This is a genomic window from Stieleria sp. JC731 (assembly GCF_020966635.1).
In the GTDB taxonomy this organism is placed as follows: domain Bacteria; phylum Planctomycetota; class Planctomycetia; order Pirellulales; family Pirellulaceae; genus Stieleria.
On the sequence record NZ_JAJKFQ010000005.1, the window covers coordinates 420899 to 440744 of the forward strand.

Sequence of the window (19846 nt, forward strand, 5' to 3'; positions counted from 1 at the left end):
TCGCCACTCGTCGATTGCCATTTGAATCAAGCGGGATCCAAAGTTGACAAATTGTTGTGATTCGGCAAAACATCGGTGGGTTGGGATTGCTGATCTGACGCGGACAAAAACCCTGAATCACCTTCAGTTATTTTGCCGCTGTAGCAATCCGCCTCGGTCTGGCACAGATAAGCCTACTCGATTGCCAGCGAAACGCCGCCAATTGTTCGGCTTCGCAGGTAGCGAGACAACCCGCTAAAGATTCCGTTGTGACGAAAGGGCGGGTCGTACTACGCTATGGCAGCGATCGGCAAGCGTCCGCCGCTTGTCCGTCCCAACTGCAAAGCATTGTTCCTCTCCCCCCACCCCGATGATGGATGTGAGCGAGATCGCGACTGAAAACCACCAAACGGCCGCGGTACCGAACGATCGCCCGACGAAAAACGTTGCCGTCTTAGGAGCCACCGGAAGCATCGGAACGGCGACCGTTGACGTGCTCGAAAACCTACACCGGCTGGACCCCCAATTTGGCTGGCGGCTTTGGGCAGTTTCGGGGCACCGCAATGTCGATTGTCTGCTGGACATCTTTAATCGGGCAAGTGCCGGCGATTGGGGGCCTCGACGAGTCGTTTTTTCGGATGCCGAAGCCGCGGCAGAGTGCAATGCGCGTGAACGGTTTTCCACGAGTCAGCAACATCACGAGCATGCCAATACATGCCAATTGCTCTTCGGCGATGAAGCCTTGGTGGACGTCGCAAGGTCACCCGAAGTCGACGTCCTGGTCGCCGCGATCGTTGGCCGTGCAGGGCTTGAGAGCACAATCGCCGCGATCGAATCCGGGAAACGAGTCGGCTTGGCCAACAAGGAAACCTTGGTTGTCGCAGGAGACCTTGTCCGCAAAAAGCTAGCTAATAGCGACGCGAAGATTCTGCCGGTCGATAGCGAGCACTCTGCGATCTTCCAGTGCATCGCCAATACAAACGCCGAGCCGAAAAAGCTGATTTTGACCGCTAGTGGTGGACCCTTCCGATCCGCAACTAAGGAACAGATGCACGAAGCGACGCCGAAAGACGCTCTTGCCCATCCGACTTGGCAGATGGGCCCGAAAATCAGCATCGATTCGGCGACGATGATGAACAAAGCCCTGGAAATCATTGAAGCGAGATGGCTGTTCGATGTGCCAGCCGAACGAATCGATGTCGCTGTTCATCCGCAGTCGATTATCCATTCGATGGTCGAATTCGATGACGGTTCGGTGCTTTCGCAGATGAGTCCGCCGGACATGCGGATGCCGATCCAATACGCTTTGACCTATCCAAGACGCCTGCCTTGCCCGGCACCCGAACTGGATCTTTCACAGCCGATGGATCTAACGTTGCTTCCAGCGGATTTGGACCGTTTCCCCGCATTGAAACTGGGATTCGAAGTCGCCGCTTGTGGCGGAACGGCAGGCGCGGTTGTCAACGCGGCCAACGAAGTCGCAGTGCAGCTGTTCTTGGACGAGAAAATTCGCTTCACGCAAATTGTGCCAACCTGTCAAAAAGTGCTCGAAAACCATACTTTCGAGTCCAGTCCGACGCTTTCGCGATTGCTTGAACTGGATCGGTGGGCTCGTGAAGAGGCCTGCCGTTGTGCGGATATGGACGGGTGACTTCGCTGAGACATCTCCGCCTAAATCGCCTTCCGTTCGATTGGTCTACGTTTTCAGGCAGAATCCTGCCAAGATACGCGTTCTGGCGTAGAAAGAACTGACGTCTCGATACACCCGGGCATCGCTTTTCGATCTGACGCTAGCCTTTTGCGTCAAAACTGACTCGGCTGACGAAGAGGCCGATGTGAAGTCTGACGCAAAGTTGTCACCGGCCAGTGGCTTGTCGGCTTTGCGGTCAAGCAAGCGTCATTGGTGGGGGGCGACGCAAAATGGTTCAGCGAGATGGCTGCTGGCCAGGAGCCGTTTTTGCTGGAATAATTAGAGCAAATTACCGTTTTTCACACACGTTGACCCTTCGACGGATCGCTCGGATGCCATCCTGATTGATGGGGGAAACGTGTTTCAGACTGGAAGATGTTGGCGCTTCACAGCCCTGACGTTTCCAATCAACCAATATTGAATCAACAGAAAGTACCGCGATGCTCACCGACCTGCTGCTCCTATTCGCCGAAGCAGAACCTTCCGGATTGGAACTCTTCTGGGCCCAAGTGTTGCTTTGGACCCGCGTCGCGTTAGGAATCGGCGTTGTCATTTTTGTGCATGAACTTGGACACTTCGTTGCCGCGAAGACGTTCGGAGTCAAATGTGAAAAGTTCTATATCGGATTTGACCCGCCTCTGAAGATCGGCCCGGTCAAGCTACCGAGTGCGTTGGCTAAGTTCCGCTACGGTGAAACCGAATATGGGATCGGCGTGATTCCGCTAGGTGGCTACGTCAAGATGCTTGGGCAGGATGACGATCCACGCAAGCTAAAGGAAGAGTCCGAGCGAGCGAAGCAGCTTGAAGAAGTTGACGAAGAAGCAATTTCTGACGACGCGGAAGAACAGCAACCGCAACGGACCGAAGAATTCGACCCACGCAGCTTGCCGGCAAAGCCCGTTTGGCAACGCATGATCATCATGAGTGCCGGTGTATTCATGAACGTGATCACCGGCGGCATGTTCGCCGCATGGGCATTTATGTCTGGTGTTACATACACGCCAACGCTTGTCGGCAGTGTTGTCCCAGGCGGCCCCGCATGGCAGGCGAACCTTGAGCCAGGCGGTCAAGTTATCAGTATCGCCGGAATGACGGACACGCAAATGCGTTTTCGTGACATGAAGAAGGAAGTCTTGCACTCCGGAATCGAAGACAGCGAACAGATGCTGCCCGTCTCCGTTCAATATGGCGACGATGTACGGGACTTGGAACTGCCAATGATGTCCGTGCCGGGGCAAAAATACAATCGATTGATTGGCATCGGCACTGCGTTCCAGGCCAAGGTCAATCCGACGCAAGCCGCAGTTGCCAAGTCCGCTGCGGCTGAGGTCTTGACCGAAGAAGATCGTGGTGCGGAAATCGTGTCATTCAATTCGACACCGATCGATTCAGATGCCAAGATCCCCAGCTTGCCTCTGCTTGACTACATCTTTACGCATCCGAAAGAGTCGATCCCGCTTGTCCTAAAGCGTGAAGACGGGTCCGAACACGAGGTCAGCCTTCCGGTTCAAAAAAGCTCTTGGGTCGGGTTGCGTGTCCGTCCAGGTAATATCACGGCGCTCGTCAAAGGCGGACCGGCGGAAAAAGCAGGAATGCAAGTCGGTGACGAAATCGTTTCGGTCGAGGGCTTGGATGACCTAAACGTTGGAAATCTGCTACTGCACCTTGCAGACAAAAACGAAGTGATGTTATCGGTAAAGCGTGGCGGTGAAGAGAAGACACTGACGATCACGCCTGATGATTCGCTGCAGACCAGCGAACCCTTTGATCATCTGCGGCGATTCGCTGCGATGAACGCCTATGGCTTTGCTTTTGAAGTCAGTTCCGTCGTTGCATCGTTCGACAAATCGATGCTGGTTTCGGGTGACGCACCCCAGGCCGGTGATACGTTGAAAGAAGTCGTTTTGGTTTCCGAAAACGATTTCCCACAAGAATACAAAGAGAAGCCGCTTAGCAGTGCGGTTGAGGGACTTTCAAAGCCTTGGAAGTTCGGCACCAAAGAAACCTCCTGGGGATTCTTCGAATCGCTTCAAGTGCTTCCGGTCGGGACAAAGTTCCGCCTACTGTGCTCACGCGGATCGAATCAAGAAATTATCGAGTCGACGGTCCAGATCGGATCCGACAGCGAATTGGTACAGTTCGATCGAGGACTCGTGCTCGCACCTTTCAGTCTCGTTCGGGTGGCGAATTCGTTCGGCGAAGCGGTCTCACTGGGGATTCGTGAAAGCAAAAACGGTTTGAGCGACGTCACTCGTTTTCTAAAGATGGGCGTCTCCGGTCGGGTCGACGCCGACATGGTTGGTGGTCCGATCCGGATTTTCCAGGTCGCCGGCTACGAAGCAGAACGCGGCTTTTCGGCCCAGTTGTTGTTCCTGACGATGCTCAGCATGAACCTTGCCATCTTGAACTTCTTGCCCGTTCCTGTGCTTGATGGCGGTCATATCATGTTCTTGATCTACGAGGCTGTGCGCGGTCGCAGGGTGAACGAAGAAATCGAATACCGTTTGACGCTCGCCGGGTTCTTGATGTTGCTCGCCGTCATGGTCATGGTGTTTTACAACGACATACGCAACATGTTGGGATAGATCGAAACAGTCTACTCCCAGTCGACGGATCGAGCTCGTCTACCACAATGTCTCTCATCGATGGCGTGATGTCACAGCATCCCGACTGGCAGTCCAATGGCTACGACCACATCTGGATGCCTTATTGTCAGATGAAGACGGCGCCGATGCCGGCCGCCGTGGTGGCGACCGAAGGCGTTCGGCTGGAACTCGCTGACGGTCGAACTCTGATCGATAGCTTGGCGTCCTGGTGGTCCGCATGTCATGGGTACAACCATCCATTCATGTTGGCGGCTATCGAACGTCAGCTTCACCGTATGCCCCATGTGATGTTTGGCGGTATCAATCACGAGCCCGCCCTAACGTTGGCTTCGCGACTGGCAGAGCTCTTGCCTGGTGATCTGAACCGGGTGTTCTTCGCCGACAGCGGTTCGGTCGCTGTCGAAGTTGCGATGAAGATGGCGATCGGGTATTGGCGAAACCATTCGAAAGCCAGCAAGACTCAGTTTTTGGCTTTTCATCACGCTTATCATGGCGACACGACCGGCGCGATGTCGCTTTGTGATCCGCAGCGAAGCATGCATTCCGCGTTTGGCGATGGGCTGTTGAAGCAACTTCATTGCCAACTTCCTAAGGACGCATCCGACCTTGACTGTTTTGCGCAAACGATCACGCAAAATCGCGATCGCCTTGCAGCGGTATTTGTAGAGCCGCTTGTGCAGGGAGCCGGTGGCATGCGTTTTCATACGCCCGATGTTCTGCAGGCGATTGCCAAGTTGTGTCGAAAGAATGATGTGTTGCTGGTGGCCGACGAGTTGGCCACCGGGTTTGGTCGAACCGGTTCGATGTTCGCTGTCGAGCAAGCATCGGTCGTTCCCGACATCCTTTGTCTTGGAAAGGCGCTCACGGCCGGTATGTTGCCAATGGCCGCGACCGTTGCCACCGACGCGGTATTCGATGCATTCTTAGACGACGATGCGAGTCGCGCCTTCATGCACGGTCCCACGTTCATGGCGAATCCGCTGGCCTGTGCTGCTGCCAACGGTTCACTTGATTTGTTTGAATCTCAGCCTCGGTTGTTGCAAGTTCAGGCCATTGAAGATCATCTGAAAGTCGCACTGGCGCAATGTCGGGAAATTGATCGTGTGGTCGATGTTCGTGTCAAAGGAGCGATCGGTGTCATTCAGGTCGATCGTTTGGACCATGTTGATCGGTTGAGGCAAACGTTTCTTGATCGTGGGGTGTGGCTTCGTCCTTTTGGCGATTGCATCTACACAACGCCGCCTCTGGTTATCGAGCCCGATGACCTAAAAACCATCACCGATGCGATGGTGTCTGTTACCAAAGAGTGGGCCGGTTGGCGCTAACTGGGACGGTCGGAACCGACCGTCAGAGCCGTTTTTGACGGTTCTGGGATCGAATTCGCCGTCGCGATTGTTGTCGTGCGTGGTATTTCGGCGATAATGGCCGCCCTGCTCTATCTCTCCCATATTCCCTTCTGCATCGGTGATACAGATATGCGATTTGCTTTTTCGGCGATTCGACGGTCATTGACTCGTCAAACGCTATCCCTGGCGGTCTTGGCCGTCGGGACATTCTCGGTACCGGCGGTCGCCGAGACCGAAGTCAATACTCTTAGCGAAGCTGAAAAACGCAGTGGTTGGAAACTACTGTTCGATGGTGAATCGACCGACGCTTGGCGGAACTACCAAAAAGACACCGTCAGCGACGGATGGAAAGTTGAAGATGGCGTTTTAAGCCGCACCGATAAGGGCGCCGGCGACATCATCACCAAAGAAAAATTCGATGCGTTTGAGATGCTGGTCGAATACAAGATCAGCCCCGAAGGCAATAGCGGGCTGATGTTCCATGTGACCGAAGACAATCCACGTCCGTGGCATAGCGGACCGGAAATCCAAATTCAGGACAATGTTGACGGTCACGACCCTCAAAAAGCGGGCTGGCTTTATCAGCTCTACCGCCCCATGGTTCCGAATTGGGCCGCCGAAAAAACACCTGTCGATGCAAGTCGTCCCGCCGGACAGTGGAACCAAATCTATTTGCGTGTCGCTCCTCAAGGCTGCGAAGTTTGCCTCAACGGAGTGCGATACTACACATTCAACGTTGGAAACGGCGATTGGAACCGACGCGTTCAAGAAAGCAAATTCGCTCAGTTCGATGGTTTTGGCAAAGCAGGTGAAGGCCACATCTGTTTGCAAGACCACGGCGATTTGGTTTCCTTCCGCAATATCAAAGTGCGACGCCTAAACGAAGACGGTTCGGTTCCGCAACCGATCGATCGTCAACTTGGACTCAAAGGCGAACTGGCGTTCCCGAACCTGAAATGGGACCAGTGGGAAGCCGTCGACGACAACGGTCGTATTCGCCCGCTGCGAATCCTCGAACTGACTCCGTCACGCGATGGCACCAATCGTCTTTTTGCCGCCTCGCAGTACGGGGCAATCTGGGCGTTTGAAAACAAGTCAGACGTGACAAAGAGCCATCTCGTTTTGGATAAGCGTGGTGCCGTTGCCGATTGGCAGAGCCCAGGCGGAAACGAAGAAGGGATGTTGGGCTTGGCGTTGCACCCGAATTTCAAAGAGAACCAAAAGTTCTACGTCTATTACACTCACCCGACGATTACCAAGTCGATTTTGAGTGAGTTCACGATGAAGTCTGACAATCCCAATCAAGCTGATCCTGAATCGGAAACAGTCTTGATGGAGATCGATCAACCTTACAAAAACCACAACGGCGGTAGCATCGAATTCGGCCCCGATGGCTACCTATACATCGGACTTGGTGACGGTGGTGACCGTAACGACCCGAAAGCCAACGGTCAGAACCGAGGAACGTTGCTCGGTTCGATCTTGCGAATCGACGTTGACCACCCAGCGGATGGAAAGCCTTACGGTATTCCAGCGGACAACCCATTCGTGAAAACTGAAGGCGTGCTACCAGAAGTCTTCGCCTATGGGATGCGAAATCCCTGGCGGATGGCATTTGACCAAAAGACCGGTGACTTCTGGGTCGCCGATGTTGGTCAGGAACTTTGGGAAGAGGTCAACTTGGTGACCAAGGGCGGAAACTATGGTTGGAGCAACCGCGAAGGGACCAACCCGTTCGGAAACCGCGCCGATGTCGAAGGCACCAGCGATCCGATCGATCCTGTCTGGCAATACGACCACCGTGTCGGTCGTTCGATCACTGGCGGGCGTGTTTACAACAGCTCACGCGTTGGTGAATTGACGGGGAAGTATCTCTATGCCGACTATGTGACCGGAAAGATCTGGGCCCTCTCCTATGATACGCAAACAGGTAAGGCAACGGCCAATGAAGAAGTCGTTCCGGACAGTATCCCTGTTTTGGCATTCGGCGAAGACGAAAACGGTGAAGTGTTCTACATGACCAACAGTCCTCGCGGTGAATGCATCTACCGCTTTTCGAAGTAGGTTGCTCGGTTCGAGAAACAAAACTGAAGTCAGATAATTTCGTCAAACCTGCCGGTGTGAATGCATCGGCAGGTTTGTTTTTTGTAGCGGGCGGTTGTGTGATTGGTGACGCCAATGCGTTATGGCACTGAGCCGCGACGGCGTTAGCCGCGGTTGAGTGATCTGTGTGATTTGGTCACCAACAACCGACGCTAACGCGTTAACGGCTCAGGCTGGTTTGGAACTGAGCCGCGATGGCGCTAGCCGCGGTTGAGTTGTCCGAGAGTTTCGGTCACCAACAACCGACGCTAGCGCGTTAACGGCTCAGGTTGGATTGGCACTGAGCCGCGACGGCGCTAGCCGCGGTTGAGTGATCTGTGTGATTTGGTCACTAACAACCGACGCTAGCGCGTTAACGGCTCAGGTTGATATGGCACTGAGCCGCAATGGCGTTAGCCGCGGTTGAATGATTAATTGAGCCCTATCTGCTTGAATCTCAAATCCCAAATCAGGGCACCACACCCCCGACAACCTGCACCAGTTCTCGATCACTTTTTGCATTTTTTTCTACGATCTTGGGGCTCTTCATGAAAGGCAACCAAGTGCGTGAAACACTGGGAAAACACACATTTGTGGCTTTATTGCCGTGCGTGAATGGCACCGGCGCGGGAAACACCTGAGTTTTTTGCACAAATTGATCTGGATTTACTCAAGTCTATTTCGCTACTGTCGCAATCAACCGTTAGGGGCACTGGCGGCATTGGGCAACGCTGCCGGAAGTCTCGTTTGTTTTCCTTTTTTTGCGACTAGGTTTGCCATAAAAAACACTTAGTAAATCGCGATTCCATTTGTTTCGATCTGGGGCAGTTATGATCAAAGCAAGTCAGGAGACGGGTACATCGCTCGGTATTCGTCCATTCGCCGTCGTTCTACAAAATGACCGTTTCAATATCGCTTCCCTTCCGGATGCGCTTCCTTTCGAATGCAAGGAGGTGGATTCTTGGGAGCAAGTTTTCCGCAAGCTGAGCTCGTTTCGGCCCGGATGCTTGTTAGTCGATTTTGACCACGATCGGCAGAACGTGTTGAATCAGATTCACCATTTTGCTGACCACGGGATTCGCTTCTCATTGGTTGGTGTAACCGCCGATCAATCTAGGAAAACCTTTCAACTGGCAATCCGGAACGGATTCACCGATTTGGTGAGTCGACCGTTGGATCGCCGAACGTTGATCGATTCGGTTGACGAAGCTTTTCGTACCGATAGTGAAGGTGCCAACTCGCTTTGCGAGATCCGTAGTTGCTTTGGCAAGCTAACGCCGAAGGAACGCGAGGTTCTGCCGGAGTTGTTGTTGGGGATCCCTTCACGCAAATTGGCAAGCATCCACGCGGTTACTTATCAGACGATCGATCGGCATCGCAAGCATGTCATCGAGAAGATGAAGGTCGAGAATATGACCGAGTTGGCGATGAAGCTTTATCGCCAATACTAGGATCAATTCTGGGAGTAGGCTGCCCATTCGATGCGACGATTCCTGTGGTCGTCGCATGTAGCGGGGGAAGTCGCGACGTCATAAGCAGATTGCTAAGAACGCAATTTCGACTTGATGTTCGCGAGTTTCTATCTTGGGCTGCACGCCTTGCTAGACATCAAACACCACGATCAAGTCTGCAGCCTCATGCGATGTGAGGTTCAGTGACACCGCGCCATCGTCGCAGCGGACGGTTTCAGGTAGAGCTTCCAAGGAACGCTCGATCCCGGAACCATCGGCATGAAACGCCGCGTGTGCGAACGTCGCGAACTGCAGTTTGACCTTGGTGTTCTTTGGACGTGTTTGAACAAGCGTCAGTCGGCACGCCAGACGACCATCCGTTCGGCGTGACGTTTGCATCTTGGTGATTTGAACATCGGGTGATCCGGTGTGAACCAACCAAGCTTGATTCGTCTTCCCTTTTTCATTGGCGGGAAGAGGTTTCGTTAGCGGCGGTGCGATCAATCCGCGCGCCGCAGCAATCGGCTGAGGGCAATCGATGCCATAGGAAAGTTGAAACGGAACAGTTTCGTTGCTTTGGTGCGCGATCGCGACCACGGTATCCAAGAAACGATCGCCAACCTTTCGGTGTAGCGGTAAACCATGCCCGCAGACCAGGGTTTGCTTTTCCGCTTCGTCGATGACTACACCCAGCGGCGATACGATGCGTCGGGCGTTCGTCGTGTGAATCTTGTCCCGAACCAAAGCTTTGATGATCGAAGCTTCAGCTGCGACAGCGGTACGTACGCTGAAGGCTCGGGTGAAAAGCCCTTTCAGCTCAGCAGGGACGTCCTTCGTTAGGATGCTACCCTGGATGTCGATAAAGCGACTGCCGCGTTGTAGTGTGTACTGCAGCTGAAAATCGGCGATCGACCGACCGTCATGATCGCATAGATCGCCTTTGCACACGATGGTACCCTTGGATGGATCCGAATGCGTCACCGCCATTTCACGACAACGCATTTGCCCGCCCTCGCGATCGCCACACAAGCCTTCGCCCATGTTCAACCGCATCGACAAGCGGTTGCCTCGTGATGCGCTGTAGATGCCGGAGATTCCTCCGTTTTCTTCGCTGATCGAAACGGCCATGAACTCGTTTCGCAGCACCGCATGTTCGGCGATCCCTTTGCTTTTGCGAACTAATCGCTTCAGCAGGTTGCCGCCTTTAATTGCTTTGCCGCCGTGCAAGCGAGTAAAACCGAGCGAAGGGATATCGATGCTTGCGCTACACAAATTGTTTGACGAAGGCCTGGAAGATTTTGAAACGGCGTAGACGTATTCGCTCTCGTCTGGTGCGCCTTCCAATTCCACCTGACAGCGAATCGCACCGCCATGGGGATTGAAACACAACACATCGGTCGACGTGACGTCGGATGATTGTTCGCTTTCACCCACCGCAATCGCAATGGCTGATGCCGCGTCGTTGACGGACTCCTCATCAACAAGTGTCGGTTTGACCAACTGGGCGACCGCATGTGTGACCTGGTCGGCTTCATGCCGAACGGTGTGCGTGAATTGATCAGCGAGGTTCGCCATTGTTTGATTGGGTGAATCGCTGCAGGTGATCTGGCTTGAGATACCCTCGGCGGCTTCGGCTGAAATCGCTGACAGTTGACCGGAATGGTAGGGGCGTTCTCCTTTGGTGAAGTAATCGTCGATCGACCAGAACCGGCCTAACGCCAAACTCCACGAAGCCGCTCGAACCAAGTCACGATGGCTATCGCAAACCTTCTCTGGCCAGTGGACCAACAGCCCGGTCGCTACTTCACCGCCATCGATGGCTTCACCAAGGACCGCACCGATAGAAAGGTAGGCCGCATCACTTGCCGCATCGATCGGCTTGGCCGTCAACGCTTCGATCTCGATATTTCCACTTTGGATCAGCAGTTTGGATTCTTCACCAAATCCCGTCCCGGCTGAAAAGTCCATGGGGATCACGCCTCGATAACCCAGCGCGGCTAGGGAGGGGACGAGATCAACCGGAGTGCTGCCGGAAAGTCTTGCGTAGACCAGCGGGGCTTCCGAAGTGGCTTGTTTGGCCAAGTCACTGCCTTGGCGGAATGCATCGATCGCGTCAGCCATCGTCATTGCGTCCACGCACGGAATCGGCGCGTCGTCAGACGAAGCTGGGCCTCCACCCGCCCAGCCGATCGTTTCTTTGGCAAGCAGTTCGACAAACGGTTTGTAGATCGAGTCTTCGCCTTGGGCACGCGCTTGATCAACGACATCCGCGGCCACATCGCCGTCGAGCAAAACGTTCCGCGGCGTTCCGATCACCCCGTTGGCTTCGTCATTCGGTCGAGCACTCGAGTCGAGTGATTCAAGCCAACCCGCTTTGATCGAATTTTTCAGTACCGATGGCGTTAGCAAGGTGAGATCCACCAAATGGGGATCACTGGAGAAATAGTGGTCGCGTTCTTCGCTCAGGGCATCAAACACTTCGTGCAGTGCTTCGACAGTCGCGCCCGCATCTCGCTCGCAAAAGCTCTTCGCTGCCGCGACGATACGCGATTGCAGATAAAGTTCGTCGAGGTTGCTGGTGTATCGCAGCCGACGCGTCATCACTTGGATTTGCAGCGACAAGTAGCCAGCCGCGTAGAAGTCTTCGACTCCGATGACGCGAGATTCCAATTCCATCGGTTGCAGTTCTGGCTGCGAATTATCGATCGAAAGCACTCGCAGCATTTCATCGCGATCTGCACCGGTCACCCAAATGCAAGACGAGTTGGCTTCGCATTTACGTCGGTATTCCGCAGGAACCTTTGTGATGCAGGGATCGGGAACAACGATGACTCGCGGCCCATCGGGGGTGGGGGCCGCGTCCGTCCGATACCAAGTCGGAAGCTGTTCGGTTCGGGCCAGCAATTGCGGATGCCAAAGCACGGTCCAGCCAGCAAGCAAACTTCGTGCATCTTCATCCGATCCGCCAGAGGGAAAATCGTCCAGTGTCGCTGACGGCAAAAGCACGGAGCACTCGTCAAAAGGATCCATCGATGACCTTGAAAGTATTGAACTGGAATCGCGAGGTAGGCGGGGGGGCGAGGCGGGTGACGCACATGAGACACGCGTCATTGCCACGACCAAACGAAGGCCACTGAGAACGGCTAACGGCGACAAATTTGACGGTTGGCCTTCGCTGCGGATAGACTACGTAGGTGTTCTGCTGTGGCAACCCCGTTGTCACTTTACAGCGAACGGTGCGTTTGGCTGCTCGGATAACCGTGGCCGAATACTCGTCGAACTTGATCGAGCTGGCTCAAGCGGTTCGCTGCGGGTGCGAGCGAGTTTGCATCATTTGGGCTGGGGACAGACCACCTGACTTAGGCTATTCCAAATCCTTTTCCACTGAATCAGCTTCGGCGAGATCAGCCTTGGCGAGTGCCCAGGCCAAATTGAATCGTGGCTTGAAGCGTCGTGCCCCGGCAGTAGGACGTGGATTCAGGTTTCAGTTTATCGACCTGATGCATGAAACCACGATGGTTTCGGTGCTTTTTGGCTTGCGGAGGCAAGATTTGACGGGCGGTTGTACTGAAATTGCCGCCAATCAGCACAAATGAGACAGATTTCGTCCCCGAAATTCGCGGCGAAGCGAGGCGGATCGTGGAGACTGGTCTGTGATGTGAGTAACCTTCAGGAGCGTTCGGGAGGTGCAAGAGTGCGTTTTTTTACGCGTCTTCGACCCAGGGACTAATAAATCTGCCACAATTCATTGCAGAACGACCCCAAGGGATTGGCTTTTCGATCGTTAATTCATTGTTGGCTCCGCAAAACAAACCGTTCAGCGAGCCAGATGAACGGCACGAGCTTCCAATGGATGGTCCTCTAGGTGGGGGCCTGAAGGCGGGGCTCGGGACTGCCTGCGGCTTTTGACATTTCGCCGCGAAAGACAAAACTATTCGACGTCCATCGTCACCACTTTTCCTTGCATTCAGCACTATGGCAAAAAGTTCATCGGTTTGGGGAATCGAAATCGGCCAGTCGGCGCTCAAGGCACTTCGCTGCTCGCTGGTCAATGACGAAGTTGTCGCCGACGCGTTCGACTTCATCGAGTATCCCAAGATTTTGAGCCAACCGGAGGCCGATCCTGAAGAGTTGATCGCCGACGCTTTGAATCAGTTGATCGAACGCAATGACGGAATGCGTGAAAAGATCTGTATGAGCGTGCCCGGGCAAAGCGGTCTGTCAAAATTTTTCAAGCCGCCGCCGGTTGAAGTCAAGAAAGTGGCCGACCTTGTCCGCTACGAAGCCCGCCAACAGATCCCTTTCGACCTTTCGGAAGTTGTCTGGGACTATCAGATGATGCCGGGCAGCATGGTCGAAGACGGTTATGCGCTCGATTGCGAAGTCGGCTTGTTCGCGATGAAGCAGCAACAAGCCAAGCGGCAGATGCAGCCCTTCAACGATGCAAACTTGGAAGTCGACGTCGTCCAGTTGTCGCCGATTTCGCTTTACAACATGGTCGCCTACGATCGAATGAACGAGCGGCTTGAGGGCGAAGTTTTCAACGCTGACGATCCGCCACCGTCCAGCGTGCTGCTTTCGATCGGTACTGACAGTTCGGACTTGATCATCACCAACGGTTTCCGAATCTGGCAACGTAGTATGCCGATCGGTGGTAATCACTTCACGCGTCAGTTGACCAAAGACTTGAAGATGACCTTCGCCAAGGCGGAGCATATTAAGCGGAACGCGCGTGAAGCGGTCGATCCCAAATTGATCTTCCAGACGATGCGGCCAGTTTTTAACGACTTGGTCACCGAAGTCCAACGCTCGATCGGGTTCTTCCGCAGCATCGACCGCAAGGCGGAAATTGGCGAGCTGCTGGTAACAGGTAACACGGTTAAGATGCCAGGTTTGGCGGCCTACTTGGGCAAGAACCTCGGTTTCGAAGTCCATATTTTGGACCGCTTCAATCGCTTAGGCGGCGAAGACGTACTTTCGATGCCAGCGTTCCGCGACAACGCGACAACGTTCTCGGTTTGCTACGGCTTGTGCCTGCAGGGTTTGGGACTGTCGCAGATTCACGCCAGCTTGGTGCCTCAGGACATCATCACTGAGCGAATGATCCGTGCGAAGAAGCCTTGGACAGTTGCCGGTCTGGCTTGTCTGCTGTTCGGGCTTTCGACGAACTTTTACTTCACACAGCACAGTTGGCAGACCAGCCACGAAGATATTTGGAAGTCTTCCAATCAAGCGGTCGCCAGCATGGCAAGCTATGCCGACCAGCATCGCGATGAAGACTCCAAGCTGGACAAAACGCTGACCTACTTGAACGCCGTCGGCGAAGAGATCGCAGGGGATGCGGACAAGCGAGTGGTGTGGATGGAATTGATCCGCGCGGTCAATCAGATCATCCCTCGTGGTAAATACCCAGACGGGATGTTGCCTTCACCAAAAGAAGTGCCTTTCGAAGAGCAAATCGATTTCCACATCACTTCTGTTGAAACCAAGTACTACGACGAAACCACGTTGACCACATGGTTCGAAAAACGCCTCAAGCGATTTGAGCAAGAAGACGCTGACTGGCGGAAAAGCATGGGCGTGCCTAAGACCGAAGAGGAAATCGCGGCAGGTGCGATCGAACCTCCGACCGGCCCAGCCTGGGTAATCGAGTTGCAAGGTTTTCATTACTTCAACGATGACGACAAAGTCGGTTTCGATGGGAACAACCACACCCGTCGATATTTGACGACCGCGTTCCGTGACCCAAGCAAGCTGCCCAAGGATGTCGCCAATCGGATTATCGAACTCCCCGATCCGAATGATCCCAACCGGACAATGAAGTACACACCGGAAGAGCTTGGGATCAGCTATCCGTTGCTGTTGAATATTGAAGACGCCTACGAAGTCAAAATTCCTAACCCGGACTACGAGCCGCCGTTGACCACTGAAACGGGTGGAGCCTCGGGAATCGCGGCTGCCCCGGCTGAGGTCGATCCAGACGCCGAGCCACAGTTCTTTACGCCTCGGCGAATCGATTTTGTGTTCCAGTTCCTTTGGAAACCGACCACGCATGCCGAGCGGATGGAAGCACGCAGAATCAAAGACGAAGAAGAAGCTGCCAAGCTAGCCGAAGCCGGTGTTGATACCACAGGGACGGCTGCGGCGGTCGATCCGACTGCGGGAACGCCCAGTCAGCCGGCATCAGGTCAACCAACTGCGGGGCAACCTGCAGCATCGCAACCAGCAGCAGGCTCGCCAGTTGGAACCGATCCTGCGGGAGCACAGCCTGCAACCGGAACCCCTGCGGCCACACCTGGTTCAGGCCAAGACCCCACAATTGATGGCTCGTCGCCAGCACAACCCGCACCGGATGAACCGGTTGCCGATGATACAGCAGCCGGTCCTGGGCCCGCTGCTACAGCTCCCTAGACGCCGACCTTTGTCAGCGTTTGTCGTTCTTGTCGTCGTCACCGAATCGCGGATTACTTTTCAACCCTACCAGTAGCATCATGGACCAAGTCAAAGAAGCCCTTGCCGTTGCATTGAAGTACGGCTTCTGGATCGGCAGCAGCGTCGTGCTGATCGGTGCGCTCGCGGTCTGGTATTTATCCACCAGCAGCCTCGACCAACAGATCGATCGGCAGATCTCCAGCATCAAAAGCGACTTCAGCAAGGTTTCGCAGTACCAGGGCGAAATGCCCACTCAGCCGAACGAGCTGTCGCACGCGGTCATGAATGGGTTGATCGAAGAACGCAAAGAAGAAGTGATGGAAGCGTGGCAGAATGTCTTCGACGCACAGCGAAGCATTTTGACTTGGCCCACCATCATGCGTGAGGAGTTCCTAAACGAATTCCAATACGTCACCGATCCTGAAACCGGCGAAGTCGACAAGGAGACGTTGAAGCTTCCATTCGAAAAGTACGAAGAGTTCGGCAACATCGAACAAGAGAACGTCAACCCCGAACTGCTGCGTCGTTACGAACGATACATCGGCACCCAGCTTCCGAACCTAGCGGAAATAGCCAAGGCGAAGTGGACTGCTGATTTCAATAAGCGTCCTAGTGCCGGCATGAGCATGGGCGGGATGGATGCCGGATATGCGGACATGATGGGCGGAATGGGAAGCGGTCCCACCGCGAACCGAGCTAAAGTCGATATCACCGGTTCGACTGATGAACCGGTGGTTAAATGGAGTACCGGAAGCCAAGAATCTGTTTTGAAAGACATGTTCCCTTGGCGTGGTACGAAGGACTATCCCTCTGAGCTTGACGTTTACTATTCGCAGGAAAACCTCTGGATCCTTAAGCAGCTGTTGCAGATTGTTGCTCAGGTCAACGGCGATGCCAGCCAATCCTTCGAAGCCAAGATTCGTGAAATCAAAGGCCTGTCGATTGGTAAATCAGTGACCTTTAACGAAGGCTCTGTCTCTGATCCCGGATCACGCAAAACCATGGGCGGTTATGGCGGAATGGGTGGCGACATGGGATACGGCGACATGATGGGCGGCGATTCCATGTACGACGACATGGGCATGGGCGGCGGAATGGGAATGGAGGTCGAGGCTACCGACCCGGGCGACGGTCGATATGTCAACACCGCGTCCGAACCGATTGACGCTTCCAGCCTACGTGCAGCTTTCACCAGCAACGATCCATCGCAAGTTGCGATCGCGGTCGCCAAGCGAGTCCCTGTGATGCTGCGACTGCAAATGGATCAGCAAAGCATTCCAGACCTATTGGCCGCATGTGGGAACGCCCCATTGATGGTCGATGTTTTCCAAGTTCGCATCATGCCCAAAGGTGTTTCCAGCACTGCAACCGGAGGCGGCATGGGAGGAATGGGCATGGGAGGAATGGAAAGCGGCATGGACATGGGGATGGATATGGGCATGGACATGGGAATGGGAGCTCCCGGCGGTGCCGGTGGCATTTCCGGTGGCCAAAATGAAGAGTTTCCGACCGATTTGGATGTCGAGATCTACGGATTGATCTACTTCTGGAACCCCCCAAGTACGGAAGCTCTTGGTGTCGAGAAGGTGAAAGATCAAGCCGAGGTCACCATCGATGCCTCGGCCGAAGTTGTCGATTCACTTCCTAACCCAACAACCGATACAGCCCCGCCAGCGACGACGACTCCGCCAGCAACGGGGACGGCAACGCCAGCAACAGGCACCGATCCGGCTGATGCTGGAACCCCGGCTGCACCAGCATCACCCGCGCCGCCGGCAAACGGTGCCGGTGCATCACCACCAGCTGCTCCGGCAGCCACCGTCGAGCAGTAGATTGCTTGGCAATTTGAATTTAGGCAGGCGTCTGGAGACGCTTGCTTGTCCGATCGCATTCGAACTTACGTTCAGTCAATCGCATTCTGGCCGCGAGACAAGTTATGGATTCCGACAAAATAAAAGACTTCGCACTCTACAACTTTGAAAAGTTGATCGTGCTGCTCATCGTTGCGATGGCGGGATTTCTAGTCTGGGTTGGTTACAACAAACCCGACATTCGAAAAACGCACGATCCGAAGCGATTGGCCGATAGTGCCAATCAGGTGCGTAACGAAGTTGATAACGATCACACCACCCAGGTGCTTGACGGTCGACAGCCTGAATTCGATATCGCGCAGGAGCAACGTAAGTTTCTCAACAAGATTCCAGCGGACCTTTACACGCCGGACCTTTGGGAGCCGAGCAAGATGGCGGCTAACAAGGTTCGTCGTCAGGATCCCGATATCGGCCAACCTCAGGCAATCCAGGTCCAGGGCGTGATCGCCAGCATGGCATTTCGTTCGACCGATGGACTGTACCCACTAGCCGAGTTGGAGCCAGCCGACCCGGTCGAAGTCGTCGAACAGAAGCCCAAGCGGACTCGCAAGAGTCGTCGCAACAACATGGCCGATATGTATGGCGGCATGATGGACGATCAAAGCGGCGATATGGGATACGACATGGACATGATGATGATGGGGATGGGCGCTGGTACTGGTGCTACCGGTGCTTCGACCGGTCCTGTCCGTAAGCTTGCCGCAGATAAAAATCTCGGTGCAAAGGCCGAAACAACTCGCAATCTTTCCAATGGTGAAGAGCAGCCTCCGGTACCAGGCATCGGTTTGTTCATCGCCGGTTCGGCCGCAATCCCGCACAAAGACCTGATCAAGTCGTACCAAGAAGCACTGTCATACGCATCGGGATACAACCCCAAGACGCGTGACGCGCCGAAGTACTTGGCTTATCAAGTCGAACGCGCTGACATCACCAACAAGTCCATCGATCAGTTGACCGAAAAGGATTGGATTCTGCGTGATTCGAACGAGCGGACTATCCAAAACGCCGCGTTCTACTGGTCTGGATTCGCACCTGAAATCGTTCCTCGTGACTACTGGGTGTCCGGTGTGACCATGTGGATCCCACCGCTGCTGTTGGATCCATACCAGAAAATTGCGATGCACCCGCTGATTCCTTTGAAGACACAGCGTGAACTGGAAGCCGAAAAGCTGGAGGCTGAAGCTGCCGCAGCGAAGCAAACGGGGCCTGTTGACATGAGTCGATTCCAAGTTGACATCGCTGGTGGGCAGTCGCACAGCATGGGTGGCTATGGTGGTATGGACGACATGGACATGTACGGCGGTGGCGGCGGCTACGGTGGCATGGACGACATGGACATGTACGGTGGCGGCGGCTACGGCGGTGGTGGATATGGAGGCGGGTACGGCGGTGGCGCCGCACGCGGCATGGAAGGAAAGCCAGCCGAAGAAAACCCCGTCGACTTCAAGCTGCTGCGGTTCTATGACTTTGCATACCTCAAAGGGGCTCCTGGCGATAAAAACATTCCACGCCCGGGTCGTACTTACGTGTATCGAATTCGATTTGCTGTCGACGATCCAAACTTCCCGCAGAAGCCAGAGTTGCAACCGAAGGGGAAAACGCTGGATCCCGACGCTTACAAGCGTGTGGTCGAGTTGTCTGCAAAGGCAGCTCAGAATCAAACTCGTGACTACTTGCGATGGAGCGAATGGAGCGAAATAAGCGAACCGGTTTCGTTGCCTGCGATGTTCGACAAGTCTTACGTTGGCCCTGTGAAATCCAACCGCGCAAAATTGTCAAAGCTGGGCTCTCGCGTCATCGTTCTCGAAAGCGATTCGCCGACCGCTGAAGTCGTTGCCAGCAGTTTTGACTACAAGCTCGGAACTTTTGTTCCGACGACGATGTCGGTGACCAACGGATCTGTCCTTAGCAAGAAAGTCGAATCAGCCGATGTGGTTGACCCGATCACGCTTGAGGTCAAGAAGACTGGTGAAACGATTATCCGTTCCGGTGAAACCGTGATCGATGTCGAAGGTGGTGTGCCCATGCCGATCGTCGATAGTGATGAAGACATGACGTCGCCGGGAATGATTCTGACTGTCGACAGCAACGGTAAATTAGAAGTCCGTGATTCGGTCGAAGAACAACGTATCTATCGAATCAAGTCATTCGCAGACGAACGCGGTCTGTAGTCGACGTTGCGTTTTGCTCACCGCATCGACCAGTCCTGGTGACTTGATCTGTGGTGAGTTCTGCTGAAACGATTGAGGCGGTCGGTTCATTCCGGCCGCTTTTTTCTTGCGCACTGATTGCTCCGGGTCTGCTGTTCGCCTGAGCCCGCGATGGTCTAGTCGAGTCTTGATTCGGTCGATAGGCTGATCAAATCAACTAGCCTTAGATCCGTAGAGCT

The 19846-nt window shown here is 54.4% G+C and carries 9 protein-coding genes; 8 read left to right on the forward strand and 1 reads right to left on the reverse strand.

What is annotated here, in order from left to right; genetic code table 11:
• The first annotated feature begins 352 nt into the window (after nt 1-352).
• The 5 genes from dxr to LOC67_RS12725 all read left to right on the forward strand — a co-directional run bounded on the left by dxr (nt 353) and on the right by LOC67_RS12725 (nt 9154).
• Complete coding sequence (gene dxr, locus LOC67_RS12705; protein ID WP_410001144.1) at nt 353-1630, forward strand: 1-deoxy-D-xylulose-5-phosphate reductoisomerase; 1278 nt, start codon at nt 353-355, stop codon at nt 1628-1630.
• A gap of 479 nt (nt 1631-2109) precedes the next feature.
• Nucleotides 2110-4254, forward strand: coding sequence for a site-2 protease family protein (locus tag LOC67_RS12710; RefSeq protein ID WP_230262980.1), 2145 nt, complete (start codon nt 2110-2112; stop codon nt 4252-4254).
• Between the two features lie 47 nt (nt 4255-4301).
• A complete protein-coding gene (locus tag LOC67_RS12715; RefSeq protein WP_230262981.1) occupies nt 4302-5600 on the forward strand; it encodes an adenosylmethionine--8-amino-7-oxononanoate transaminase in 1299 nt (432 codons plus the stop codon).
• A 150-nt stretch (nt 5601-5750) separates the two neighbouring features.
• Nucleotides 5751-7685 carry a family 16 glycoside hydrolase gene (locus LOC67_RS12720; protein ID WP_230262982.1) on the forward strand — a complete coding sequence of 645 codons (1935 nt, stop codon included), beginning with the start codon at nt 5751-5753 and terminating at the stop codon, nt 7683-7685.
• A gap of 848 nt (nt 7686-8533) precedes the next feature.
• Complete coding sequence (locus LOC67_RS12725) at nt 8534-9154, forward strand: LuxR C-terminal-related transcriptional regulator (RefSeq protein WP_230262983.1); 621 nt, start codon at nt 8534-8536, stop codon at nt 9152-9154.
• A gap of 150 nt (nt 9155-9304) precedes the next feature.
• Here LOC67_RS12725 and LOC67_RS12730 read toward each other — a convergent pair whose 3' ends face one another.
• Entirely contained in the window at nt 9305-12184 is a 2880-nt protein-coding gene (locus LOC67_RS12730; protein WP_230262984.1) for a hypothetical protein, read from the reverse strand.
• 945 nt (nt 12185-13129) lie between these two features.
• Between LOC67_RS12730 and pilM the strand changes: the two genes are divergently transcribed.
• From pilM to LOC67_RS12745, 3 genes are all read left to right on the forward strand, one after another.
• Nucleotides 13130-15565, forward strand: a complete 2436-nt coding sequence (gene pilM, locus LOC67_RS12735; RefSeq protein ID WP_230262985.1) for a type IV pilus assembly protein PilM — start codon at nt 13130-13132, stop codon at nt 15563-15565.
• An 80-nt stretch (nt 15566-15645) separates the two neighbouring features.
• Nucleotides 15646-17418: a hypothetical protein gene (locus LOC67_RS12740; protein WP_230262986.1), complete on the forward strand. Its 1773-nt coding sequence runs from the start codon at nt 15646-15648 to the stop codon at nt 17416-17418.
• A 104-nt stretch (nt 17419-17522) separates the two neighbouring features.
• The gene (locus tag LOC67_RS12745; protein WP_230262987.1) at nt 17523-19628 is read left to right on the forward strand and encodes a hypothetical protein; all 2106 of its coding nucleotides are present in this window, start codon (nt 17523-17525) and stop codon (nt 19626-19628) included.
• Nucleotides 19629-19846 lie beyond the last annotated feature (218 nt).